Origin of the sequence: Oceaniferula flava (assembly GCF_016811075.1) — a bacterium.
Taxonomy (GTDB): Bacteria; Verrucomicrobiota; Verrucomicrobiia; order Verrucomicrobiales; family Akkermansiaceae; genus Oceaniferula; species Oceaniferula flava.
In genome coordinates this window covers 1-23,617 of sequence record NZ_JAFBGL010000012.1, presented here as the reverse complement: position 1 = coordinate 23,617, position 23,617 = coordinate 1, and the positions used below count along the sequence as shown (strand labels likewise).

The window sequence follows — 23,617 nt, the reverse complement described above, 5'->3', positions numbered from 1 at the left end:
TGAATGTGGGGGATGCCGTAGGCGCCTAACTGGCCATCGCATGAGGGGATGGGGTGTGCGCTGAGGTGGGGGAAAAGAAAAACCCTGGGTTTTCACCCAGGGTTGTTTGATTGTTTGTTGGCGTGAGAGCCGTCAGGGTGTGGTCGTGGTGACCGCTGTAGCCTGATTGCCTGCTCCTGCCTCTATGACTCGCGGCCGCAGCATTTTTTGAACTTCTTGCCTGATCCGCATGGGCAGTCTTCGTTGCGGTTGATCTTGGCCATTGGGCGGCGCTTGGGTAGGTTGATCTTGATTTGCTGACCGTCTTCCACAGGAGTCATTTGCAGGTCCTGGGAGTTGCCGGTTTGGGCGATGTTGTCGTTGGTGATGGCTGGAGCTTCGGAGGCGTTGGCATCGCTGGTGAGCTGCTGCTGGCCGCGCATGAAGTTCTCGAACTGTTCGAGGTTGGTGGTGGAGCGGAACAGGTTGCCGAGGGTTTCGCTCTCGATGCTGCTCATCAGGGTTTCAAACAGAGCGTAAGCTTCGTTTTTGTATTCCACCAGGGGGTCCTTCTGGCCTTGGGCGCGCAGGTGCACACCTTCGCGCAGGGCATCCATGTTGTAGAGGTGCTCCTGCCAAAGTTTATCGATGCCGGTGAGGATGATGTGGCGTTCCAGCATGTCGAGCAGCTCAGGGTCTTCGTGTTTGATCTTGAGCTCGTAGGTTTCTTTAACCTTCTGCACCACGAAGTCGGCGTTGCCTTGGGCGTCACGATCGTGGAAGCCGCTTTCCTCGAGAGAGAGTTGCAGAGGGAAGGTGGTGTTCACCCAGTTCAGCAGCTCGGCGTAGTCGGGAGCTCCTTCATCGCGGTCTTCGAGGAAGCCGAGGACAGCCTCGGGGATGGCGCGCTCGATGACTTCATCGATGAGTTCGCGTGGGTTCTCCGAGTTGATGACCTCGTTGCGGTAGCCGTAGACGACTTCGCGCTGCTTGTTCATCACGTCATCGAAGTCGAGCACGCGTTTACGCCATGAGTAGTTCCGCTGCTCCACACGTTTCTGCGCGGTTTCCACGGATTTGTTGAGCCACTTGTGCTCGAGCGCTTCACCGTCTTCCATGCCGAAGCGTTCCATCATGTTGGTCATGCGCTCGGCGGCGGCAAAGTTACGCATCAGATCATCCTCAAAAGAGATGAAGAACTGGCTCATGCCGGGGTCACCCTGACGGGAACAACGACCACGCAGCTGGCGGTCGACGCGGCGGGATTCGTAACGCTCGGTGGCGATGACAAACAGTCCGCCGACTTCGGGCACTCCGGGGGCGAGTTTAATATCGGTGCCTCGACCGGCCATGTTGGTGGATACGGTAACGGCTCCTTTTTGACCGGCATTGGCGACGATTTCGGCCTCCTGACGGTGGAACTTGGCGTTCAGGATGTTGCAGGGGATCTTCGCGCGCTTGAGCATTTTGCCCAGCAGCTCGGAAGCTTCCACGGATGCGGTGCCCACGAGGACCGGCTGGCCGCGATCGTGCGCTTCCTGGATTTTAGCCACCACCGCGTTGTATTTCTCGCGGCGAGTTTTGAACACCTGATCGTTGTGATCGATGCGGATGTTTGGCTTGTTGGTAGGGATCGGGAGAACGTCCAGTTTGTAAATGTCGTGGAATTCCGCGGCTTCGGTTTCGGCGGTGCCGGTCATGCCTGCGAGTTTTTCATACAGACGGAAGTAGTTCTGGATGGTGATGGTGGCGTAGGTCTGGGTTTCCTCCTCGACGTGGGCGCCTTCCTTGGCTTCCACCGCCTGGTGCAGGCCATCGGACCAACGGCGACCGGGCATCTCACGGCCGGTGTTTTCATCCACAATGATGACCTTGTTGTCCGAGACGACGTATTCGACGTCTTTCTCGTAGAGACAGTAGGCTTTCAGAAGTTGGGAAATCGAGTGCATCTTCTCGCCTTGGGTGTCGAGGCGGCGCTGCAGTTCTTCTTTCTTCTGAGCGCGATCTTCGTCGCTCATTTCGAGGTCGGCATCGATCTCGCCGTAGGCCTCACCGAGGTCGGGGAGGACGAAGGCGTCCGGATCATCCGGGGAGAGGAATTCACGGCCCATTTCCATGAGGTCGGCGTCGTGGGCTTTCTCATCGATGGTGTAGTAGAGCTCCTCCTTGATGGCGAAGAGGTCGCGTTTCTGAGAATCCTGATACATCGAGAGCTCGGTCTTCTCGATCAAGCGGCGGGTCTCAGGGTCCTCCATGAAGCGCATCAGCTGGCGGTTGCGCGGGTTGCCGAGTTTGATTTTGAACAGGGCGCGGCCTGCGCCGATCTCATCCTTGGCCTCGAGGCACTTTTTCGCCTCCTCGGCGAGCTCGTTACAGAGCGTGTTCTGGCGTTTCACCAGCTGTTCGATGAGCGGCTTGTAGCGACCGTATTGTTCCGTGTTCGAAACGGTGGATGGGCCGGAAATGATGAGTGGGGTCCGGGCTTCATCGATGAGGATGGAGTCCACCTCATCAATGATGGAAAAGTAGTGGCCGCGCTGGACTTGCTCCTCTTTCGAGGACGACATGCCGTTGTCGCGCAGGTAATCGAAACCGAACTCGGCGTTGGTTCCGTAGGTGATGTCGCACTCGTATTTCTCGCGGCGCAGGTGCGGTGGCATCTGGCTTTGAATGCAGCCGACGGTGAGACCGAGGTATTTGAAGACAGCGCCCATCCATTCGGAGTCACGACGTGCGAGGTAGTCGTTCACGGTGACCACGTGCACGCCCAAGCCGGTGAGGGCGTTGAGGAAAACGGGGAGGGTGGCGACGAGAGTTTTACCTTCCCCTGTCTGCATCTCAGCGATCATGCCGCGGTGCAGCGCGATGCCGCCGATGAGCTGGACGTCGAAGTGCACCATTTCCCACTTCATCGTTTGATCGCAGACCTCGATGTTCTGACCGCAGAGGCGGCGAGCGGCATTCTTCACCGCAGCGAAAGCTTCCGGCATGATCTGGTCGAGATACTTGGCGCGGGCGGCGCGGAAGTGGTTTTCCTCGATTTCGCGGAAGGCGGTTTTGGCTTCCTCGATGGATTCGGCGCTGGCGCTGGCTTTCGGCAGGCTGGGGAATTCACTGCGGAGGGCGTCGAGGCGATCGTTCACCGCATCCGTGGCGGCCTGCAGCTCGTCTGGCTCCATTTTGTTGAGCTCTCTGACGGTGGGGGCGACCAATGGCAGGTAGCGGTGCAGGTGCTTTTTCCAACCATCCACGCGGTCGCGCAGCTGCTCCTCGGACTCGCGCTGGTAGGCTTCTTCGATTTCGTTGATTCGGGCGACGACAGGGCCGAGGCGTTTGACCTCGCGTTGGTTTTTACTGCCGACGATTTTTTGAAGAGTCCACTTAAGCATGTTGAGAATGGTAAAAGGTGCTGATTTTTAGGCACATTTTGGGTGCCTTGCGGAGGTTCCATACACCTGCTTAACTCAGATGGCAAGGGGGGATTGGCTACTGTCGCGGCTATCTGGACGATTGGCCGTCAAAGTTGCTAGATCGCGTCTCGCGCCGCCTTGATTTCCGCCAAGGTGTCCGGGTTTTGTTCGAGGTGGTTCGCCACTGCGCGGATCGCCTCGAGGGTGGAGCGGGAAACATGGTGCTCCATGCCTTCGACGTCGCGGTAGATGGTGTCCTCCTTGATTTCAAAGAGCTCGAGGAAGCGTGTCAGCGTCTCGTGGCGATCGATGATAGCCTTGGCGATGCTCAGTCCTTCCTCGGTCAAGGTGGTGCCGCGGTATTTCTCATGCTTGACCAGCCCTTCGGCATCGAGCTTGAGCAGCATGTTGGTGACACTCGCCTGGGAAATCCCCAGTTTCTTGGAGATGTCGATGGGTCTGGCGTATCCCTTTTCCTCAATCAGATGCAGGATCTGCTCGAGATAGTCATCGCGTGCTGTGGAGCCGCTGGTGCGGTGAGAAATGGCCATGCGGCAGAGTCAGGATAGGCGAATCAAGAGTCAAGGCACAACCGTGACTATGGCGTCTGCTGAGACGATTCAATGATGGTGTGGGGGCGGTAAAGGTCTTTATTAGAAGCCTGAAACTCCGCCTTCAGGCGAACATGAAAATGTGCGAGGTCACAGATTTCCCAGCCGGTGAATGTCCAGGCCTGCTGCTTGCCGTCGTGGCTGATGCCGATCAGCAGGTGCATGGCGTCGTGCTGGATCTTGTTGGTGTGGGTCCGTGGTTCGTAATAGAAGGTGCGCAGCGAGGAGGCGCGGGACTTTTTCTCGAAGAGCTTCGGGTCGAGGTAGGCGCGGGTGACGGTGCCGTCCGCCGCGGTGTGGGTGATCAGCAGGTCCGGATAACCGGAGCGTTGCTCGTTGCCTTTCGCATTGCGGGGGATTTCGCAGGTGATGTTAGCGACGGCATTGAGTCGCCGGTGGATGCCATCTTCGAAAAATCGAGAGGCTTCATTGATACGGCGGAGCTGGCGCACTGGGGAGTCGACCCCATTGAGCTCGGCCACGGTGGCTTTGGCAGCTTCGGTAATCTGTTTGATGATCAGTGCCTGGGGTGGGTGATCGGGGGAAAAGGACAGGACTTTTTTCCCCGTGGCCGCGTAAACGACGTCTGGGAAGGGGAACTTGCGGGTGCCGAGGTCCTGAGCGAGGAGCAGCTTGATCAGGTCATCCGTGCTTTTTTTTGCGCTCGGTTGGGGCTCGCTAAAGCCTGTTGCCGTAGTGGTCAGGCCGATGATGAAAGCGAGCGCTACGGGGGAGATTCGAATGTTCATGAGCCCTGTCATGATGGTTTTAAATCTGCTGAGGTCAATCTCATAGCAGCAAGGGAGTCTTGGCAAATGTGCTTGCCAGCGGCCTTTCTTCGGGGTAATGCCCCCACTCCTGTCAGTCACTTAGGTCGCTTGATTCCATCCGATCCAATCTGCGTCAGCCCAGTCAGTCCTTATGAAATTAGCCAGTCTTTTAACCCCGGAGCAGGTCATTCTCGATCTTAAAGGGGATGTGTGTGTGGAGGCGATTTCTAATATCGTGGATCACCTGATTGATAAAAAGCTGCTGGCTGCGGATAGCCGTGAAGAGATTATGGAGGCGCTGGAAGAGCGCGAGCAGCAGATCAGCACCGGCATTGGCTCGGGCGTGGCGATTCCTCATGCGTTCTCCGATTCCGTGGACCAGGTGGTGGCGGCCTTTGCCCGATCCAAGGAAGGCTGCGACTTCGAATCCCTGGATAACGCGCCGGTGAATTTTGTCATTCTCTTTGTGGTTCCCAAAAAGGACTACAGCCTGCATTTGCAAACACTGGCGGCGATCGCAAAGATGTTTAACAATTGCGCCATCCGCCAGCAGCTCAGCGCGGCTGAGACCGTGGAGGATGTCTTGGATATTTTTGCCTCCCGGCCCTCTCGGATTCACGCCGAAAAGTGAGGGCGGCGCAGCCATGGCAGCACCCGCCCGTGAGCGATGTGTGTTTGCCTCAATGAATTTAGAACGATGATCGAGAAATTAGAAACATCCTTGCTCTCCGCGTTGACTGCGGTGGGTGTCGATTTGCCCGAGAACTTCCAAGCCCAGGTCGCTGCTTCAGCCGATCTGCGCTTTGGCGATTACCAGTCGAACGTCGCCATGGTATTGGCGAAGCAAATTAAAACCAATCCACGCGCGCTAGCCACCCAGTTGGTTGACGCACTCGATCTTGGTGACCTCGCCGAAGCCGATATCGCAGGTCCTGGATTCATCAATTTCCGCATTAAGAAAGAAGCGTGGAGCGAGCGTGTTGGTCAGCTGTTAGGCGATGACCGCCTCGGCGTCCCTCTCGCCAGCCCCGCCCGCACCATTGTGGTGGATTTCTCCGCTCCTAACGTGGCGAAGCCCATGCACGTCGGTCATATTCGCTCGACCATTATTGGTGACAGCCTCGCACGGATCGCCCGATTCCTCGGTCACAAGGTCATCACAGATAACCACATTGGCGACTGGGGCACCCAGTTTGGCATGATCATTCATGGCTGGAAAACGGTGCTCGATCAGGACGCGTTGGAGTGTGACCCCGTGGCGGAGCTCCTCCGCGTTTACCGCAGTGTCAATGCCCTCTGTGGCGATGACGAAAGCGTGCGCGAAACCTGCAAGCAGGAGCTGGTGAAACTCCAGGCCGGCGATCAGGAAAACCTGGAGATCTGGGATAAATGCGTCGAGCTTTCCAAGGATGGTCTGCAGGGAATCTACGACCGCCTCGATGTCAGTTTCGATTACTGGTATGGGGAAAGTTTCTACAACGATCGCCTCGCCCCCTTGGTGGACGAGATGATTGAAAAAGGAGTCGCCCGCGAAAGCGAAGGCGCGATCTGTGTGTTCTTTGACGGCGATCCGAAGCTCGAGGATAAACCGACTGTGGTTCGCAAAGCCGATGGTGGTTTCCTTTACGCCACCACGGATCTGGCAACTATCGACTTCCGCGTGGAAGAGTGGAATGCGGACGACATCTGGTACGTGGTCGGTGCTCCCCAGCAGCTGCATTTCCAACAAATTTTTGAAGCCACGCGTCGCCGTGGTATGACTCCATCGATGCAGCATGTTTCCTTTGGTTCCATCCTGGGCGAGGACCGCAAGCTGATGAAAACCCGCAGCGGCGACAACGTGCAGCTGGTGGACGTGTTAGACGAGGCAGTGGAACGCGCTAGCCAAGCGATCGAAGAAAAGAACCCGGACCTCGCTGCGGATGAGAAGCAGAAAGTGGCCGAGATCGTAGGCATCGGCGCGGTGAAATTTGCCGAGCTTTCCCAACACCGGATGACGGATTACGTCTTCAGCTGGGACCGGATGCTCGCGCTCCAGGGCGATACAGCACCTTACTTGCAATACAGCTGCGTCCGTGTGCGCTCGATTTTCCGCAAGCTGGACGAGGGCGTTAGCCTGGATCTGGAAAACCTGACCATCACCGAAGATGCCGAGGTTCACTTGGCGCGGATGATTGTCCGCTTCGGTGAGGTGGTTCCCTCGCTGCTCGATGATTTCCGTCCGAACCTGCTGGCGAACTATCTGCTGGAGCTGGCCAAGGCCTTCCACTCCTTCTTCGAAGCCTGTCCGGTGCTGAAGTCGGAGGGGGCAACGCAGAACACCCGCCTGGTGCTCTGTGAGCTGACCAGCCGGGTGTTGATGAAGGGACTCGGGTTGCTCGGGATTGAAACTCCCGAGCGGATGTAGTTTTCAGAGATGGACTCTAACGGCGACCACGCTTGTCGTGTTTGTCGTCAGAGGACTTCTTATTCGAGTTGTTACTATTTCCTCTGCTTGTGCTAGCAGGGATCAAGCGTGTATTTGATGTCGGGCGCTTGACTTGAGGTTTGTGACTCGAGTTACTACGCTGGTATTTTGAGTTGTTTGGATTCGGCTTGTAGGTCGGTTTCTTGTTGTAGCTGCTATTACGCTGGTAGTAGCCGCCTGGTTTTCCTGGAACGGTGGTCTTTTTGTAATAGTTGGTAGGCTTCTTGTGATAGGTGGATGGCTTTTTGTAGTAATTCGTCGGCTTTTTATAGCTGTGGCGACCAATGGAGCCATTGTATCCGTGGGGACGTGCACAGCGGATGTAACGCCCATTGCTGCGGCGATACCAGGTGTTGCTGTGGTAGTAATAAGGGCTGCCGCTGACGTAAACGGTGCTGTAGCCGCGGGGCAGGACACTGACGTAGCCGCCAGAGGAATATCCTCCGCCGTAGTAGACTCCCGGGTCACAGGAAACCATGAGTAGAGGAGCAATGGCCGCTGCGGCCAATAGGAGTAATTTGATCTTCATAACACTACTATGACGCCTTGGGTCTGATAAAATTCAACATTAATCAGAAATAATTGGGATTCTGACGGCATTTCTCGCGCTGAACCTCCAGCCGAGTCTTGTCATTGCCGGGTGCTTGTGCCCTGATGCGCACGTGGACACTTGGATTACCGCCGATCGCGATCATTGCTGGCATCCGTTTACCCGACAGGGGGAATGGGAGAAAACCGACCCGCTGGTATTGGTCGGTGGTTCGGGAGTCTGGCTGACCGATTCCAAAGGTCGGAAATACATCGATGGCAATGCCTCCATCTGGACAAATATCCACGGCCACGGTCACCCGGTGATCAGCCAAGCGATCAAGGATCAGTTGGATCAGGTGGCGCACACCAGTTACCTCGGGTTTGCCAATCCGCGTGCCAGCGAGCTGGCCGAACGGCTCTGTGGCTTTTTCCCCGACTCTGGACTTGAGCGGGTTTTTTATTCGGACGATGGCTCCACTGCGGTCGAATGCGCGGTGAAGATGGCGATCCAATACCGCCTTCAAACGGGCGAGCCAGACCGCACCGAGTTCATCGCCTTTGATCAATGTTACCACGGCGATACCATGGGGGCGGCATCCTTGGGGGGCGTGGGAGCTTTTTTCGAGCGATTCCGCAAGTTTGGCTTCCCGGTGCAACATGTGCGCGATCTCGATGAACTGCTTGCTGTGTCACCAGAGCAAATTGGCAGAACGGCGGCCGTCGTGATCGAGCCGCTGGTGCAGGGAGTGAATCAAATCCGCCCGTGGCCGGAGGGCATGCTGCGCGCGATTCGGCACTGGTGCGATCAGCACGGTGTGCACCTGATCCTCGACGAGGTGATGACGGGTTTTGGTCGGACCGGCAGTATGTTTGCCTGCCAGCGGGAAGAGGTCGTGCCCGATTTTCTCTGCCTGGCAAAAGGTCTCACCGGCGGCTACCTGCCCTTGGCGGCCACCCTGGTGCAGGCTGAAATTTACCAAGGTTTTCTCGGTGGGGCGGAGAAGGCGTTTTATTACGGTCACAGCTACACCGCCAACCAGCTGGGCTGCGCGGCGGCGCTGGCGAACCTGGATCTTTTCGAGCAGGAACAGACGCTCGAGCTGCTGCCGGAGAAGGTGGATTTGTTGGGTCGACTGCTCAATGAGCTCGCCGAGCGCTCCGACTTGGTCATCGAGATCAGGCAGTGCGGCCTGGTGGCTGGGGGCGAGCTGCGTGCGCCTGATGGTTCCGCTTTTCCCGTCACCGATCGCGTCGGGGAGACCGTTTGTCTCTTGGCGCGCGATCACGGACTGTTGACCCGTGCGATTTTGGACACAGTGGTGGTGCTGCCGCCACTGAGCATCACGGCCGATGAAATCCGCCACCTTTGTGCTGCCTTGGAGGCGGCCATCAACGATTGGAGTCATGAACAAACATTCTGAAAATAGCCCGGTAAAAAGCATCGCCATTGTAGGTGCCGGAGCGGTGGGGAGTTACTATGGAGCCAGACTGGCGCAGGTCGGGATGGACGTGCGTTTTCTGCTGCGCGCTGATTACGAACATGTCTCTCGGCACGGCATGACGATTACCAGCGTGGCAGGGGACTTTCAGCTGCCCGAGGTCCATTGCGCACGCCGCAGTGAGGAGATTGGGCCGGTGGATCTGGTCGTCATTGCCTGGAAAACGACCGCCAACGATTACTTCGCCGAGGTCATCTCGCCCTTGCTTCACGAGGACACCAAGATCCTCACCCTGCAGAATGGTCTCGGTAGCGCCGAGCGGCTGGCCGAGCTCTTTGGCTCCCGGCGTGTCTATGCGGGGCTCTGTTTTGTTTGTATCAATCGGCTCGGTCCCGGTGTGATCCGCCACAGCGCGTCGGGATTGATCCGAGTGGGGAAATACCTGCCGGAAGAGCGACCTCTGAGTGCCGAGGAATCGGCCGAGCTGGATCAGCTATGCAACCAACTGCGTGACGGAGGGATCGACTGCGAAGCGGTGGCCAGCCTCGAGCGGGCGCAGTGGATGAAGCTGGTGTGGAACATCCCCTTCAATGGTCTGGCGATCGCTGAAGGTGGTGTCGACACCAAGGTCCTGCTGCAAACCCCCGGAATGGAACAGCGGGTGCGCAAGATCATGCACGAGGTGCAGGCGGTGGCCGCGGCACTTGGTCATGAGATCACCGATGCGTTCATCGATCACCAGATTGCGATCACCCGACCGATGGATGCCTACCGGCCGTCGAGTATGATCGATTACGTCGAAGGCAGGTCGGTGGAATGGAAGACGATCTGGCGTGAGCCGCTGCGTCGTGCCGAGAGTCTGGGTGTGCCGGTGCCGGAAATAAAAAACCTGCTTGGCGAAATTGAAGCGCGCTTGGCGGAGTAGTAGGGGCTACAGGCTGTTAGGGCGAAATTGTGAATAAGTTTGAAGCATTTTTTGCGGGACAATTAGGTGAGTCTATGGTTTTCCCAAGCCCGCACAGGCGAAGCACACGCTTGATGCTAATTCATTCATTATCTGATACTCATGGAAACAATTACGAAACGCGATCTGGTCACTAAACTCAGCAACAAAACCGGCCTTGGACAAGCAGACGTCCTCAACGTGCTGGAGTCTATGCTTGAGACAGTTACAAGTGAGCTTGCTCAGGGAAACACAGTGGTCATCCGCAACTTTGGCTCATTTCAAGTGCGCGAAATGAAGGGTAAAGTCGGCCGCAACCCGAAGAACCCAGGCCTCGACATGAAAATCCCACCTCGCGCTGTGGTGAAGTTCAAGCCCGGCAAAGAAATGAAGGAAAAGGTCGCCCGCATCCTTCCTGTGCTTCAGCAAAACGCTAGCTAACATGGATCTGGAGGCAAAAAAGGCAGAGCTGTTGGAAGAACTCGGGTTTTTCCACGACTGGACGGAGCGATACGAATACGTCATCGGTCTCGGAAAGTCCCTGCCTGCCATGCCGAAGGAACAACAGACGGCTGACAAGCTGATCAAAGGTTGTCAGTCGCAAGTCTGGCTCGATGCCAGCTATGAGGACGGCGTGATGCACTATCAGGCCGACTCCGACTCTTTAATTACCAAGGGCATGATTGCCCTGTTTGTGCGTGTGCTTGATGGGGAGTCCCCCGACTCCATCTTGCAGGCGGACATGTCATTCATTGACGAAACCGGCCTCAAGGAGCACCTCGCTCCGACCCGCGCCAACGCCCTCAATTTGATGGCAACCCAGATGAAACAACGTGCCCTTGAGCACGCATCTGCTTAGACCGCCATGGCGGTTTGAAAATCGAACTGTTCATTGCCACGGTGCTGCCTTTCTTTGAGGACAGTCGTGCACAATTTGCTCCTTGGCCCGGACGCTGGGTGAAAGATGCCACCTGCCATTTCGTAGCATGGCGAGCATGACGAGCGAATCATTATGGAAGAAACTGGGCGGTGGATTGTTATGTGGTCTCACCCTGGCTGCGGCACCGGTCTCCCAGGCGCAGAGTGATCTCAGTTTGGTGGATGCCATCGACCCGATGATCGGCTGCTGGACCAAGCGCGAGGGCAAAAGCCACGGCCTCGGCAAAACATTCCCCGGCCCCTGCACGCCATTTGGGATGGTGCAGTTGGGGCCCGACACCGTCACCGGTGGCGATAACGCCCCGGGCTACTGCTACACCCACGACAAGATCGAAGGCTTCAGCTTCATGCGACTCAATGGTGCTGGCTGGTTCGGTGAGTTTGGCAATTTGCAAGTCATGCCGACCACCGGCAAGGAGCTGAAATACCTGCGACCCGAGGCAGAAAAATACAGCCTGTGGAATAAGTTCAACAGCCCGGCGGAGTCGAGCTTCAGCCACGATCAGGAGAAGGCAAAGGCGGGGTATTACTCGGTGCAATTGCTCGATTACGATGTCCAGGTGGAGCTCACCGCGGCGCCACGGTCGGGCATGCTGCGTTTTACCTATCCGAAATCGGAGACCAGTCGGGTGCAGATCGATTTCGCCCGCCGTATCGGCATGAAATCGGCGCGCTTGAAATTCAGTCGGCAGCGTATCGAGAAGGTCGACGCGTCCACCCTGCAGGGGTCGATCCAATGTTCGAACCTCGACGGTGGTTGGGGCAAGGGCGATGGCGAGGTGAATTACACCCTGCATTTTTACCTCCAGTTTGATCGGCCTATCGAGAACTGGGGGTTCTGGGAGGCGGAAGCGATCACCCGGATGGCCGATCGCCATGAGGGCCGGAATACCGGGTTTTTCTTCGAGTTTCCCACCGAGGAAGGTGAGCAGGTGCAGATGAAATCGGGGATCTCGATGGTCAGTATCCAGGGAGCGAAGGAGAACTTAGCAAAGGACATACCTCACTGGGATTTTGAGAAGGTGTATCGGGCGAACCGCGCCCTGTGGAGCCACGAAATGGCCGGCGTCTCGGTGCAGGGTGGCAGCAAGGAGCAACGGACGATTTTTGCCACCGCTCTCTATCACGCATTCATCGATCCCCGCAGTGTCTCCGATTCCAATGGCGAATACATCGGCGCCGATCAAAAACGCCACCCTGCCAACGGCTTCACCTACCGCAGTTTGTTCAGCGGCTGGGATGTGTTTCGCAGTCAGTTTCCACTGCTGACCTTGCTGCGACCGGACATTGTTAACGATGAGGTCAACAGCCTGCTGCAAATGGCCCAGATCAGCGGCAAGGGCTACCTGCCCCGTTGGGAAATCATGAATGCCTACTCCGGCTGCATGATCGGAGATCCGGCCACCGTGGTTTTTGCCGAGGCCTACCGCAAGGGCATCCGCAACTACGATGTTGAAGCCGCCTATCAGGCGTGCAGAACCAGCGTGATGACTGAGGGCGATAGCCAGGGGCGCGATCGCTACAATGAGCTGGGTTATGCCGTAGGCAGTTTGTCGAAAACTCTGGAGTGGGCCTATGCCGACTACGCGGTGGCCGAGTTCGCCCACGCACTGGGGAAAAAAGACGATGCCGCCTTCCTCCGTCAGCGGTCGCTCAACTACCAAAATGTCTATCACCCGGATCACGGCAATATGCAGGCGAAGATGGATGATGGCTCGTGGGCCACTTGGCGAGGTCTGCTGCGCGGCTACGGCTGTGTGGAAAGCAATCCATACCAGCAAGGCTGGTTTGTGCCTCACGATGTTCAGGGTTTGATCCATCTCATGGGTGGAGAGGAAAAATTCCTCGCGCACCTAGAGCCCTTTTTTGAGCGCACCGAGGGCAAGTTCACCGGCTGGAATCTTTACTACAATCACGCCAATGAGCCGGTGCACCACGTTCCCTACCTGTTCAGCTACGCCGGAAAACCATGGCTGACGCAGAAGTGGGTCAGGGTGATTATGGACAAGGCCTATCAAACCGGTGTTAGAGGTCTGCCGGGCAATGAGGACCTCGGTCAGATGTCGGCCTGGTATCTCTTGAATGCCATGGGGCTGCATCCGGTGGATCCGGTATCCGGCGTGTTCATGGTCGGCAGCCCGATTTTCGACCAAATCAGCATTCGCCTGGACCCGAACTACCACGACGGCCGTGAGCTGAAGATTGTGGTGAAAAACAATCAGCCGTCCCATGTGTATGTGCAGTCGCTGAGTTTGAATGGCAAGCTCATCAAGCGCTCCTGGCTGCACTACGATGAACTCACCGCCGGCGGTGAGTTGGTCTTCGAGATGGGGCCTGAGCCGAACAAGGCATGGGGCACCGACCCTGAGTCGCGCCCGCCGTCATTGAGTCGTTAGAGGGGGTATCTTTATTCCTCCTGCAGGGTTTTCCGATACGCCAAGATGCCGCGAGTGACTGCCTGCGCGAGGTTCAGCTGATAGTCATCGCGGACGATCACTTGGGCTTCCTGCGGATGGGTGAGGAAACCGGCTTCGATCAGGATGGCCGGGTGTTGGCAGTGGGTGAGGATATTGAAACGCGCGTGGCGGATGCCGCGATCGTTGATCGCGTAGATGGGTTTGACAAACAGCAAGGCCCGCGAGTGCACCGCCGCAGCCAGAGCGAGACTCGCTGGATGGGTGTTCTGGGCTCCTTGCGGTCGGCGGGTGCTGAGGATGTAAGTTTCCAGACCCTGTGCCTGCTTGGGCCCGCCATTGAAGTGGAGGGAAACAAAGATGGCATGCTCCTGCCGGTTGGCCAATTTCACCCGCTGCTGCAGGGGGACGAATACATCCTTCTCACGGGTCATGACGACTTGCATGCCGTGTTTTTCCAACTGGCCTTGCACCATTTTGGCGAGCTTCAGCGTTTGCTTGGATTCCTTGCCGGCGGCTCCCTGATCCTCTCCTCCATGCCCGGCATCAAGGATCACGGTTTGAAAGACTTTCATCGGCTTGTTCGCCGGACGGAGCATGGGATCGATCAGGGTGGCGAGATCGTGGCTCGAGAGATAGTGCTGCTGACCTTGCTGTCTAACAGGGTGGGCGGTGAGAAATTTCACCCCGTTGATGATCGCATTGTGGCTGTTTGGCGTGAGCTGGATGGTGGCGGAGTCATGTTCCAGAATCCGTGAACCCTGCGCGCCTTGAGTGATTTTTTTCACCCGGTAAGTGGTTTTGATCTGATCCAGGGACACATAGCTGTTGCCGGCGATGTCGATGGTCTGCAATCGGGGCGCATCTTCTGCCGGTTCGGGCTGCTCGGCATAGAGCTGCGGGAGGATGAAGAGGAGGATGAGGAGGGGTTTCATGGTGATTTTAGGGGGATGGGGGGGGCGACCACTCACCTTCGCCGAGGAAGTCTTCGACGAAGTCTCCGAGGCTGAGATCGAACACCTCGCGGCAGGCGGCCTCACCGGCATCGGCTTGAGTGGCACGGGTGATGAAGTCGAGGATCATCGACTGCGGCGCACGCATTTCATTTTCAATCTTGTTCCAAATGATTTGAGCCAAGCCGTAACTCAGCTGGAATCCCTGATCGGCCAAGTTCCAGGACTCGCCACTCCAAAATTGTTGCATGGTCTGCGCAGTCCAATGGCTGCGATGTTGATTCAGGATGAAGCGATCGAGCGGCATCGGTGGCGTGCCGCATATGACCTGCTCCATCCGCATGGCCAGGGCCTCATTGAGCCAAACCGGCAGGGGCCAATCGTTGAGGCAGCCGTGGGTCAGCTCATGCACCAAGGTCGTGCGGTATCCTGAGGGGTTTTCAGGATCGACCGGAAATGCGTAGTGCAGGCAGCCGCCGGAGGTGATGCACATGCCGCCTGACATGGGGTGGGTGCCATCCTCGAAAAAGTGCAGGGTGTAGCGGTTGTAGTCGTCCTCGTCGCTGAACTTGAGCACGATTTGTTTGCCCAAGGCGGCATTCTTGGCGACCCCCGGGAGGTATTTGAGAATGAGCCCGAGTGCTTTCTCAAAGAACTTGCAGCTGCCCTTGGCCAAGCGTGGCGGTGTCTCGCTCACCAGCAGGAAATGCTTACTTTCGTAAACGCGGTAGTCGGCACCAAGGTCGCCGCAGAGTTTTTCCAGCCATTGTCTCTCCACGGCGGTCCATGCGGCAGGTTTCTTGGCCTCCGGGACCACGGCGTTGACGCAGTCGAAGATGAGGTCCCAGCGCGGGTGGGAAAAGCCTTCGACGACGGGCATCATCGGGCTGAGATCGGGCAGGGCGGTTTTCATGAGCGGGAGAATGCTCTGCAAAGGCTCAGCCTTTGTCGAGAAACTCCCTCATCTGCTCGGCGGTTTTCTTGCCAATGCCCGGGACGGATTCGAGCTCCTTGACGCTGGCTTTGCGGATGCTTTTGACCGATCCGAAACGGCGCAGCAGCGCCTCCTTGCGCTTTGGCGACATGCCGGGGCAGTCGTCTAACAAGCTTTCGCGAACACGGCGGCGCAGCAGCAGTTCGTTGTAGTTGTTAGCAAAGCGGTGAGCTTCATCGCGGATCCGCTGGAGCAGCTTCAGCGCGCCGGTGTCGTGAGGTAACAGCAGCGGTTCACTGTTTCCGGGACGGAAAATTTCTTCGTGCTGCTTCGCCAGGCCGATCACCGGGAGATCGTGCAGCCCGAGCCGGTTGAGCTCTTTCACCGCCATGCCGAGCTGGCCTTTACCGCCATCGACGATGACGAGGTTCGGCAGGTGCAGTGGCGATTTTCCTTCGCGCGCGAGCCGGCGGAGGGCTTCGAGCGGGGATTCCTGAGAGTCTTCGCTGCCCTCGACATTGTTCTCCGTGAGGATGCGGGAGTAGCGTCTCCGCACCACCTCCGCCATGCTGGCAAAGTCGTCCTGCCCCTGCACGGTTTTGATCCGGTAGCGACGGTAACCCTGGTTGTCCGGAGCACCATTCACAAAGCGCACCATCGAAGCGACGATGTGGTTGCTGGAGACGTTGGAAATATCAAAGCACTCCATGATTTCCAACTGATCGGGCAGCCCCAGTGCGTCCTGCAGTTCGGCCAGGTCTTCGCTGGGGTTGACGGTGCTGGGCACGCCACCGCGACCACGACTGAAACTGCGCGCCGGGCTCAGTGTTTTTTCCAGATTGCCAATGATGTCGCGCAGGCGGGCGGCTTTTTCAAACTGCAGCTTTTCCGCCGCCTTGGCCATGTCGTCGCGCAGTCCTTGCAGTCGTTCACGCCGGCCTTTGCCCTCGAGCAGGCTGACGGCTTCCATGACGTTGGCGCGGTATTGCTCTTCGCTGACCTTGCCGATACACGGTGCGCTGCACTTGCGGATGATGTCGGCGTGGCAGTGGCGGTAGTCGTTTTCCCCAGGATGGCGCGGTCGACAGGTGCGCAGGCCGAACTCGCGGTTGATCCATTCCAGCGTCGCCTTGAGGGCGGTGGAGTGGACAAAGGGGCCGAAGTAGCGAGCGCCGTCGTCCTTTTTCAATCGGGTCAGCATGAAGCGCGGCAGGGGATCGTCGAGCTGCAGCTTGACCATGTAAAAACGTTTGTCGTCGCGCAGGCTGACGTTGTAGCGCGGACGATACTCCTTGATCAGCTTGCTTTCCAAGATGAGAGCTTCCTGCTCGTTGCGGACGATTTGCAGGTCGAAATCGCAGATGCTGTCGATCAGCGCCCGGGTTTTCAGGTCGGCCCGCATTTTGCGCGAGGGCATGAAGTAGCTGCCGACCCGTTTTTTCAAATCGCGCGCCTTGCCCACGTAGATGATGCCGCCAAGGCGGTCTTTCATCAGGTAAACCCCCGGCTTGTGCGGGGTTTCCTGGAGTTTTTTTCTCACCTCGGGCGTGCTCATGCGGTTGAATGCTGAGAAAGAGTCGACCTGAAACCGCCGTAAAGCAAGCCCAAGTCGAGAGCTAGGCCTGAAGGTGCCGTGGAGACTGGCTGGGTGGGGCGAGGATGCCCTGTCCGATGCCGTTCCCTACGCTTGCGCCCGCGCAAAATCCAGCTACACTAACCGCGAACTTTTCTATGAAATTCTCAACAATTACTTCCGGTTTGGCCACGGCCGCCACCACCGCATGCATGCTGGTAGCCGCCCCCTGTGTCATGGCCGCTGAAGGCGCGGCTGGCGCTGCGGCCGGAGCCACCCAGAACAAGGACATCTTGGACATTCTGAAAATGGGTGGGTTCATGATGTATCCTCTGGCCCTGCTTTCCATCATCTGTGTGGTGCTGATTTTACTTTATTTCCTGACCATCCGCCGCGGATCGGTAGTGAGCGATAAGTTCATGAATGCCGCCGAGGCCCTGATTCGCAAGCGCGATTACCTCGGACTGGTCGCTCACTGCAACCGTCAGAACCAAAGCGTCGCCCGTATCACCGAGAAGACCTTGGACTTTATGACCAAAAACACCTCGGCGTCCTTCAAGGAGGTGCGCGAGGTTGCCCAAGCGGAAGGATCACGACAAACGGGGATCCTTACCCAGCGGATTAGTTATCTGTCGGACGTCGGCACGATCGCGCCGATGACCGGTCTGCTCGGCACCGTGATCGGGATGATTCGGGCCTTCATGGAGATCGCCAGCGGTAATTACGAGGGCGTTCACGCCAATAAACTCGCCGAGGGGGTCTACCAAGCATTGGTGACCACCGCGGCCGGTCTGGTCATCGGGATCACGGCGGTGATTTTTTACTCCGTGTTCCGTGGTCGGGTGCAGAAATACATCGCCGAGCTGGAAGCAGCCACCACCCACTTGATGGCCCTGCTCGCCGCTCAGTATAATCGCCGCGGAGGCAATGCCCCTCAGCCGGTTTACACCGCACAACAACGCGGTTATGATGCCGACTACCAACCGTCTGTCCATGGTGATGACGATACTGACATCGTCGATGATCGCATCATGCCGGTGCAGCGACCCCGTCCTCAGCACGACTAATCCAGTCGCAGCACCCAGTCTATTTCCCGTTTCCTAGCCACATGAAATTTAATAACAGAGAGCCTGAATCCGCCGCCTTCCCTTTGGCGCCGATGATTGATGTGGTGTTTCTGCTGCTGATTTTCTTCATCGCCACCATGCAGTTCTCCCAGAGCGAGCGTGAGCTCAATGTCTCTGTCCCTGTGGCGGAGGAGGGCGCCGATGCTCAGCAGACAGTGGGAGAAATCATCGTCAATGTGAAAGAAAACGGCGAGGTGGTGGTGGACAACTCAGTGATGTCCCAAGACCAGCTCTACGCCAAACTTACTCGGATCGCTGCGGTGCATAAAAACCAAGCCATCCGCATCCGAGGCGATGGTAAGGTGGAATATCAGAAAATTGTCCAAGTGATTGATGTTTGCCAGAAAGCTGGCATCCCCAACATTTCCTTCGCGACTCAAGTAAGAAAGAAACAATAGTCAGATTACCCCCTCAATCCCCCTAGCATCATGTCCAGTTTCAGCATTTTCAGTATCCCATTCATTCTCAGCCTGCCAGCGCCCTTCAAAGTGCTCTTGGTCATGCTGGGTGGTTTTTCTTGGCTGGGGTTCCGCGCGGTTGAGGTGAAACAAGCCGAAGTTGAAATGCGGGCTGTTCAAGCGGCTCCCGTAGCCCCTCCTGCGGACGCCGCACCAGAGCTGATTGCTCCGAAAGTGGCCGCTAAACCGGTCAAGCCAGTAGCCGAACCTGCAGCTCCCCGTGAGGTGGTTGTTGCCCCTGTTATCGTGACTCTCAAGGCCGATGGGGAACTGACTCTGGATGGGCGGAAAGTGGGTCAACGAGCCTTGGTCAACCTGCTTGGCGTGCTGACTAAAGCCAATGCGGAACAAAAGGTGATCGTCACCGCTGGCGGCAACGTTCCCATGAAGCAGGTCACCGAAATTATGGATCTCTGCCAGTCGGCCGGTATTTCCGATGTGACATTTATCAAGCAAGTTCCCGTCCCCAAGGCTGATGAGACGGAAGCTCCCTGACCTCTCCATCCAGTCAAAGGCCTCTCGCCTGATTGAAGATTACTTTTAGTTACCATGCGCATTTACGCTCTCATTTTCGCCCTCGCATTCGCGGCACTTCCAGCCTCGGCTCAAGACGCTCCGCTGGCGGTGAATCCGGCCAACGATCAGTTTGAGTTTTGCAAGCACCTCTACCGTCAGGCTAATGCCATGCAAGATCACGAACAGCGGGTGCAGGCCTACCAGCGGCTGATCCCCCGGCTCGAAGCTTACGTGGCCAAGTTTCCCAACAACCCGAACACTCCGGCGGCCAGCTATTACCTGGGCGAGTGTTATTACCAATCCGGTGCCGTGGATCAGGCGAAACGGGTGCTCAGCGGAGTGGTGAACCGTTTCCGCACAGGGCGCTATGTCGCATTGGCTTCGAATCGACTCGGTTACGATGCCTTTTATAACAAAAAATACCGTCAGGCCGCGGTGCACTTCGATCGTGTAGCCCGCTTGTCGGATACCCCCACGGAGCGCGCCCGTGGTCGCTACCAAGAGGCCTCATGTTATCGCTTTGCCGGCGACAACAACGCCGCGATCCGTGCTTACACCACGGTGGAAACCTCAGAAAAAGCCCCGCCTGTCTACCGGGAGAATGCCAAGCTTCGTCTCGGTCATCTCTACCTTGCGAAGAAGGATCTCGATAAGGCGATGGAGAAATTCAGTGCCCTCCTGCTGCCCGGAGTGGCTGCCAGCCTGCGCGTGGAAGCGACATTTAACTGTGGGCTGATTGCTCTGGAGCAGGACGACACCGACCTCGCCAAAGGTTATTTGAAGTCCGTGCTGCTCTCCACGGAGGACAAACATAAACCACGCGCTCAGGCGGCATTGATGAATTGTATGTTCGCCACCAAGGACTACCGAGGAGTGCTGGATACGTTGAAAAGAGGAGCATACAAAGGCAAGCCGAGTACCGAGGCGATCAAATACACCATCGCCGGAAAAAGCGCCCTGCAACTGAAATCCTACAACGAGGCAATCCGCTACTTTGCCAAAGCCGAAAGCCAGATCCCGCTCTCGGAGGAGGCTTTCACCGCAGCTTATTACCGCCTGCTCTGTTTCTTCAATGTCGAGGGCGTGAATATTCCCCAGCAGGTGGATGGCTTTTTGGAGGTCTATCAGAAACGCTACCCCAAACACACCCGCATCCACAAGGCGCTGTTGATGAAAGCGGAGACCTTGTTCGATAGTGGCAAGTCACGCGAGGCGGCCGATGCCTATAACCAGATCGAAACCAGCTTGGTCGGTAAGGAGAATATTCCAAACCTGCTGTATAAACGCGCTTGGTGCCTTTCGGAGTCAGGCGACCATAACGGTGCGGTGCGCAGTTTTACCGATTTTATCAATAGCTACCCGGAAGATCCGCGCAGCTCCAAGGCGATTGCGCGACGTGGAAAGTCTTACATGGCGCTCGGCGACCGTGGATCGGCGCTGCGTGATTTCGATCTCCTGATTCAGCGTTTTCCCAAAGACAAGTTGGCCGCGCTGGCGTGGCAGAGCAGTGCCAGGATCAAAAAGGAGGACAAAGATTACAAGGACATGATCCGCCGCTACGAGCAGATGTTGAAGAATTTCCCCGACCTGATGCAAGGCACGGTGGCCAATGCGCACTACTGGATCGGCTGGGGTAGTTACCAGCTGAAGGACTACGCCAAGGCGATTGCATCCCTCGATAAAGCACTCACCCTGGAGCCGGACAGTTACGGCTTTCAGGCAGGGATGTTGACAGTTTATTGTAGCTACTCGATGAAGGATAAAGCGCGGCTGCAGCAGGCGGTCGACTCCATTCTCACTCTGGGCAAAGGCGACAAAGTCCAGAACCCCATTTACCGCTGGCTCGGCGTTCAGTGTTTCAATGCCGATGAGATGAAATCGGCCGAGCGCTACCTGACTCTCGGCACCACCGCCTCAGAACCCCGCCAAACACCGAAGAGTTTTTGGAAAATGTTGGGGTCGGCACGCGTCGAGACGGGCAAGTATGAGGAGGCGCTGGAGGCAATCAAGAACTTCCTTGATGTGGCGGAGGAGCCATTCTGGAAAGCGGAAACCTTGCTCGATCAAGCCAAGGCTTATCTCGGACTGGAGAAGTTGGCAGAGGCCAAGACGTCCGCTGAGGAAGGACTGCAACTGCGGCCCAAGGGGAGTGTCAACTCGGAGCTGCGGATGGTCTTGGGCGATATTGCGTATAATCAAAAGGACTATGATACTGCAGCTGGACTCTACGTGGTGGCAGTGGAATTGTTCACCGATGATCAAAAACTGCGCCCCGAGGCCTTACTGAAAGCCTACCAAGCGCTGGAGAAGAAGGGTGACCAGGAACAAGCCAAGCACTATCTCAATACCTTGAATAAGGAGTTTCCGAACTACCTCAAGCAATCGGCGGCGCCCGATGCTCCTTAAGAGGCAGGCACTCTAGGACTGCGGCTAATTGCAAGAGGCGCGGCTCCTTCATCCCAACAAAACGCCCCGCATGCGAGGGCGTCACATGCGGGGCGTAGGGAAAAGGAAGTGGAGGCGAGCTCGGGGTGATTCCCTCTTTAGTGGTTAGGCCAACTCGCTCACCTCTGGGAGCCGGCTTACCTCACCGGGCGGGAATTGGGGTTCACTGTGGTGCCGCTGTTCGCCCATGGGTCCTCGATGTGGCTGCTGCCTTCTTTACCAAACAGCTTTTCAGCGGTCTTGCCAGCCGGCGCGCAGACGACGATGGGTTTTAGCTGTCGGCCTTGGGCGTCGTAGCGATGGCGCAGACAACGCACGGGTTTCTCTTTGAATTCAGGCTTCTGGCTCTTGGGGTTGATCACGTAATCGCCACGCTTTTGGCGGGCGTCGAACATGTCTTCTGCCACCAGTTTGCCGTCGGAGCGACGATAGCCATAGACTACGCGGTAGAGCACCTGGCCATTTCCTCCGTGGATTTTACCACTGCGAAGTTTGCCGTTCTTGTCCTTGCGGTAAATCACCGTCATCCGCAACACGCGGTCGCCATTGCCGCCTTGGCGATCGCCGTAGGTTCGGCGCTCGATAACTCGTTCGTCAGGGCTGCGGCGGAATTCTGTGAAGGATCCGTCTTCGTTGCGCATGATCCGCACGTTCTGTGGATCTTCTTTGACGTTGGCCTGCGCGCAGGTTGGCTGCAGGGCTGTCAGCATCGTAATAGCTCCTGCGGTGGCGAGCGTGGCTCGGCCGATGGGCCGGAGGATGGTGTGTTTTAAGATTGTTTTCATCGCTGTGTAGGCCGACCTTAGCTGCGCTTGAGTGGATTTCAAGCTATCAATTATGATCTGGAAGACCCGTCGCGACTCGCTCGATTTCAATGAGAAAGGCAATGCTTCAGCGGCCCTCATGGGGATCCTGAACACCACCCCTGATTCCTTTTCAGACGGAGGTTTGCACCAGGCAGGGAGCCGTGCGGTGAGAGTAGCGCTGGAGATGCAGGAGGCGGGAGCTGTGATCATTGATGTCGGGGGCGAGTCCACCCGACCAGGTGCGCCACCAGTATCGGCGGAAGAAGAGATCGCTCGCACCGCCCCCGTGATCGAGTCGATCCGTGCTCAGTCAGACGTCTTGATTTCCATCGATACATCAAAAGCTGCCGTGGCCCTAGCTGCCATTGCGGCCGGCGCGGACATTGTCAACGATGTCACCGGGCTCCTGGGTGATCCCGATATGTCCACCGTATGTGCTGAGTCTGGTGTTGGTGTGGTTGTCATGCATATGCAAGGGACCCCTCGCACCATGCAACAGAATCCACAGTATACAGAAGGGGTGGTCGCCGAAGTGGCTGATTTCTTCCGGCAGCGATGCCGTGCTCTGGTAGAAGCTGGCATTCAGCTGGAATCGCTCTGTTTCGATCCGGGGATCGGATTTGGCAAAACCTTGGATCAGAATCTCGCGCTCATTCAGCAGCTGGCTGCATTGCAGTCAGACATTGCCCGCCCTCTCTTATTAGGGGTATCGCGCAAATCATTCCTCGGTACAATCACCGGGATTGAAACACCGGAGCATCGAGATGCCGCGACAGCGATGATCACGGCGATGACATGCCAGCAAGGAGTATGCCTTCATCGTGTCCACAATGTGCCTCTCAATAAACAGGCTCTCCAGTTGGCTGCTTCAGTGAGTTCCTAAGGAATCTGACACCGGAGGCACGTGTTAAAACGGGCTCTGCGTCGGTAGAGGGTTTCCTTGGATTGGTTTTTGGTTCGAGTGATAGCTGCTTTCCCTACGCTCTTGGATAGCGGGTTCATGCTTTGAGTCGCCTGCATGGGTGTTCTGTCCTTTTGACTAAGGCGATGAAACACGGCTGCTGGTAGTGCTTTTCATAAGGCGATGAAGAGGAAGTGCTGTTGCTGATGGGAAGGGTGAAAAAAGTAGAGCTGTTAGGTGAGAAAAGTCAGCTTGTGGAGGCACCCTAAAACGGGGTGATTTGAGCCAAATCTGCACTTCGTGAGTAAAACGACACGCCGCCGGTGGTGCATTGAGTGTTTTCGGTGAAAAAACTCACAGGCCACAACCGCTCAAAATCAGTGGGTTGTGGCCTTGTTGTC

The 23,617-nt window shown here is 56.9% G+C and carries 20 protein-coding genes; 12 read left to right on the top strand and 8 right to left on the bottom strand.

Annotated elements, in window-relative coordinates:
* Window positions 1–182: 182 nt before the first annotated feature.
* The 3 genes from secA to JO972_RS15130 form a co-directional block, all read right to left on the bottom strand.
* Window positions 183–3,368, bottom strand: a complete 3,186-nt coding sequence (secA, locus tag JO972_RS15140) for a preprotein translocase subunit SecA (RefSeq protein ID WP_309490926.1) — start codon at window positions 3,366–3,368, stop codon at window positions 183–185.
* Window positions 3,369–3,505: 137 nt separating this feature from the next.
* Window positions 3,506–3,940 (bottom strand): metal-dependent transcriptional regulator, encoded by a 435-nt coding sequence (locus JO972_RS15135; protein ID WP_309490925.1) that lies wholly within the window; start codon window positions 3,938–3,940, stop codon window positions 3,506–3,508.
* A 47-nt stretch (window positions 3,941–3,987) separates the two neighbouring features.
* Window positions 3,988–4,749, bottom strand: a complete 762-nt coding sequence (locus JO972_RS15130; RefSeq protein ID WP_309490924.1) for a hypothetical protein — start codon at window positions 4,747–4,749, stop codon at window positions 3,988–3,990.
* A gap of 172 nt (window positions 4,750–4,921) precedes the next feature.
* Here JO972_RS15130 and JO972_RS15125 point away from each other — a divergent pair, with 172 nt between their 5' ends.
* Together JO972_RS15125 and argS are read left to right on the top strand one after the other, a co-directional pair.
* Entirely contained in the window at window positions 4,922–5,401 is a 480-nt protein-coding gene (locus JO972_RS15125; RefSeq protein WP_309490923.1) for a PTS sugar transporter subunit IIA, read from the top strand.
* Between the two features lie 66 nt (window positions 5,402–5,467).
* On the top strand, window positions 5,468–7,177 hold the full coding sequence (gene argS / locus JO972_RS15120) for an arginine--tRNA ligase (RefSeq protein WP_309490922.1): 1,710 nt from the start codon (window positions 5,468–5,470) through the stop codon (window positions 7,175–7,177).
* A 16-nt stretch (window positions 7,178–7,193) separates the two neighbouring features.
* Here the strand turns inward: argS and JO972_RS15115 are convergent, their stop codons facing one another.
* Entirely contained in the window at window positions 7,194–7,766 is a 573-nt protein-coding gene (locus JO972_RS15115) for a hypothetical protein (RefSeq protein WP_309490921.1), read from the bottom strand.
* 133 nt (window positions 7,767–7,899) lie between these two features.
* Here JO972_RS15115 and bioA point away from each other — a divergent pair, with 133 nt between their 5' ends.
* The 5 genes from bioA (at window position 7,900) to JO972_RS15090 (ending at window position 13,485) form a co-directional block, all read left to right on the top strand.
* The gene (gene bioA, locus JO972_RS15110) at window positions 7,900–9,189 is read left to right on the top strand and encodes an adenosylmethionine--8-amino-7-oxononanoate transaminase (protein ID WP_309490920.1); all 1,290 of its coding nucleotides are present in this window, start codon (window positions 7,900–7,902) and stop codon (window positions 9,187–9,189) included.
* Complete coding sequence (locus JO972_RS15105) at window positions 9,173–10,132, top strand: 2-dehydropantoate 2-reductase (protein WP_309490919.1); 960 nt, start codon at window positions 9,173–9,175, stop codon at window positions 10,130–10,132. The genes bioA and JO972_RS15105 overlap by 17 nt, the downstream gene beginning before the upstream one ends.
* Before the next feature lie 141 nt (window positions 10,133–10,273).
* On the top strand, window positions 10,274–10,591 hold the full coding sequence (locus JO972_RS15100; protein WP_309490918.1) for an HU family DNA-binding protein: 318 nt from the start codon (window positions 10,274–10,276) through the stop codon (window positions 10,589–10,591).
* Window position 10,592: 1 nt separating this feature from the next.
* The gene (locus JO972_RS15095) at window positions 10,593–11,009 is read left to right on the top strand and encodes a SufE family protein (RefSeq protein WP_309490917.1); all 417 of its coding nucleotides are present in this window, start codon (window positions 10,593–10,595) and stop codon (window positions 11,007–11,009) included.
* 136 nt (window positions 11,010–11,145) lie between these two features.
* On the top strand, window positions 11,146–13,485 hold the full coding sequence (locus JO972_RS15090) for a GH92 family glycosyl hydrolase (RefSeq protein WP_309490916.1): 2,340 nt from the start codon (window positions 11,146–11,148) through the stop codon (window positions 13,483–13,485).
* Between the two features lie 11 nt (window positions 13,486–13,496).
* Here the strand turns inward: JO972_RS15090 and JO972_RS15085 are convergent, their stop codons facing one another.
* From JO972_RS15085 to JO972_RS15075, 3 genes are read right to left on the bottom strand one after another with little or no spacing between them, the layout of a single operon-like run.
* Complete coding sequence (locus JO972_RS15085; protein WP_309490915.1) at window positions 13,497–14,438, bottom strand: N-acetylmuramoyl-L-alanine amidase family protein; 942 nt, start codon at window positions 14,436–14,438, stop codon at window positions 13,497–13,499.
* Window positions 14,439–14,445: 7 nt separating this feature from the next.
* Window positions 14,446–15,369 carry a hypothetical protein gene (locus JO972_RS15080; protein WP_309490914.1) on the bottom strand — a complete coding sequence of 308 codons (924 nt, stop codon included), beginning with the start codon at window positions 15,367–15,369 and terminating at the stop codon, window positions 14,446–14,448.
* Between the two features lie 25 nt (window positions 15,370–15,394).
* Complete coding sequence (locus JO972_RS15075; RefSeq protein WP_309490913.1) at window positions 15,395–16,945, bottom strand: excinuclease ABC subunit UvrC; 1,551 nt, start codon at window positions 16,943–16,945, stop codon at window positions 15,395–15,397.
* Between the two features lie 176 nt (window positions 16,946–17,121).
* Between JO972_RS15075 and JO972_RS15070 the strand changes: the two genes are divergently transcribed.
* From JO972_RS15070 to JO972_RS15055, 4 genes are read left to right on the top strand one after another with little or no spacing between them, the layout of a single operon-like run.
* Window positions 17,122–18,030, top strand: a complete 909-nt coding sequence (locus JO972_RS15070; protein WP_309490912.1) for a MotA/TolQ/ExbB proton channel family protein — start codon at window positions 17,122–17,124, stop codon at window positions 18,028–18,030.
* Window positions 18,031–18,071: 41 nt separating this feature from the next.
* On the top strand, window positions 18,072–18,488 hold the full coding sequence (locus JO972_RS15065; RefSeq protein WP_309490911.1) for an ExbD/TolR family protein: 417 nt from the start codon (window positions 18,072–18,074) through the stop codon (window positions 18,486–18,488).
* 30 nt (window positions 18,489–18,518) lie between these two features.
* Window positions 18,519–19,043 carry an ExbD/TolR family protein gene (locus JO972_RS15060; RefSeq protein WP_309490910.1) on the top strand — a complete coding sequence of 175 codons (525 nt, stop codon included), beginning with the start codon at window positions 18,519–18,521 and terminating at the stop codon, window positions 19,041–19,043.
* 54 nt (window positions 19,044–19,097) lie between these two features.
* Window positions 19,098–21,470, top strand: coding sequence for a tetratricopeptide repeat protein (locus JO972_RS15055; protein WP_309490909.1), 2,373 nt, complete (start codon window positions 19,098–19,100; stop codon window positions 21,468–21,470).
* 176 nt (window positions 21,471–21,646) lie between these two features.
* On the opposite strand, the gene JO972_RS15050 is transcribed toward JO972_RS15055, so the two are convergent.
* Window positions 21,647–22,294, bottom strand: coding sequence for a hypothetical protein (locus JO972_RS15050; RefSeq protein ID WP_309490907.1), 648 nt, complete (start codon window positions 22,292–22,294; stop codon window positions 21,647–21,649).
* 52 nt (window positions 22,295–22,346) lie between these two features.
* On the opposite strand from JO972_RS15050, the gene folP reads away from it, so the two are divergent.
* Complete coding sequence (gene folP, locus JO972_RS15045) at window positions 22,347–23,198, top strand: dihydropteroate synthase (RefSeq protein WP_309490906.1); 852 nt, start codon at window positions 22,347–22,349, stop codon at window positions 23,196–23,198.
* The last annotated feature ends 419 nt before the right edge of the window (window positions 23,199–23,617 follow it).

Bases quoted from the DNA above. Each gene is read 5' to 3' on its own strand.
- secA (WP_309490926.1), bottom strand. From the start codon at position 3,368: ATGCTTAAGTGGACTCTTCAAAAAATCGTCGGCAGTAAAAACCAACGC.
- JO972_RS15135 (WP_309490925.1), bottom strand. From the start codon at position 3,940: ATGGCCATTTCTCACCGCACCAGCGGCTCCACAGCACGCGATGACTAT.
- JO972_RS15130 (WP_309490924.1), bottom strand. From the start codon at position 4,749: ATGAACATTCGAATCTCCCCCGTAGCGCTCGCTTTCATCATCGGCCTG.
- JO972_RS15125 (WP_309490923.1), top strand. From the start codon at position 4,922: ATGAAATTAGCCAGTCTTTTAACCCCGGAGCAGGTCATTCTCGATCTT.
- argS (WP_309490922.1), top strand. From the start codon at position 5,468: ATGATCGAGAAATTAGAAACATCCTTGCTCTCCGCGTTGACTGCGGTG.
- JO972_RS15115 (WP_309490921.1), bottom strand. From the start codon at position 7,766: ATGAAGATCAAATTACTCCTATTGGCCGCAGCGGCCATTGCTCCTCTA.
- JO972_RS15105 (WP_309490919.1), top strand. From the start codon at position 9,173: ATGAACAAACATTCTGAAAATAGCCCGGTAAAAAGCATCGCCATTGTA.
- JO972_RS15100 (WP_309490918.1), top strand. From the start codon at position 10,274: ATGGAAACAATTACGAAACGCGATCTGGTCACTAAACTCAGCAACAAA.
- JO972_RS15095 (WP_309490917.1), top strand. From the start codon at position 10,593: ATGGATCTGGAGGCAAAAAAGGCAGAGCTGTTGGAAGAACTCGGGTTT.
- JO972_RS15090 (WP_309490916.1), top strand. From the start codon at position 11,146: ATGACGAGCGAATCATTATGGAAGAAACTGGGCGGTGGATTGTTATGT.
- JO972_RS15085 (WP_309490915.1), bottom strand. From the start codon at position 14,438: ATGAAACCCCTCCTCATCCTCCTCTTCATCCTCCCGCAGCTCTATGCC.
- JO972_RS15080 (WP_309490914.1), bottom strand. From the start codon at position 15,369: ATGAAAACCGCCCTGCCCGATCTCAGCCCGATGATGCCCGTCGTCGAA.
- JO972_RS15075 (WP_309490913.1), bottom strand. From the start codon at position 16,945: ATGAGCACGCCCGAGGTGAGAAAAAAACTCCAGGAAACCCCGCACAAG.
- JO972_RS15070 (WP_309490912.1), top strand. From the start codon at position 17,122: ATGAAATTCTCAACAATTACTTCCGGTTTGGCCACGGCCGCCACCACC.
- JO972_RS15065 (WP_309490911.1), top strand. From the start codon at position 18,072: ATGAAATTTAATAACAGAGAGCCTGAATCCGCCGCCTTCCCTTTGGCG.
- JO972_RS15060 (WP_309490910.1), top strand. From the start codon at position 18,519: ATGTCCAGTTTCAGCATTTTCAGTATCCCATTCATTCTCAGCCTGCCA.
- JO972_RS15055 (WP_309490909.1), top strand. From the start codon at position 19,098: ATGCGCATTTACGCTCTCATTTTCGCCCTCGCATTCGCGGCACTTCCA.
- JO972_RS15050 (WP_309490907.1), bottom strand. From the start codon at position 22,294: ATGAAAACAATCTTAAAACACACCATCCTCCGGCCCATCGGCCGAGCC.
- folP (WP_309490906.1), top strand. From the start codon at position 22,347: ATGATCTGGAAGACCCGTCGCGACTCGCTCGATTTCAATGAGAAAGGC.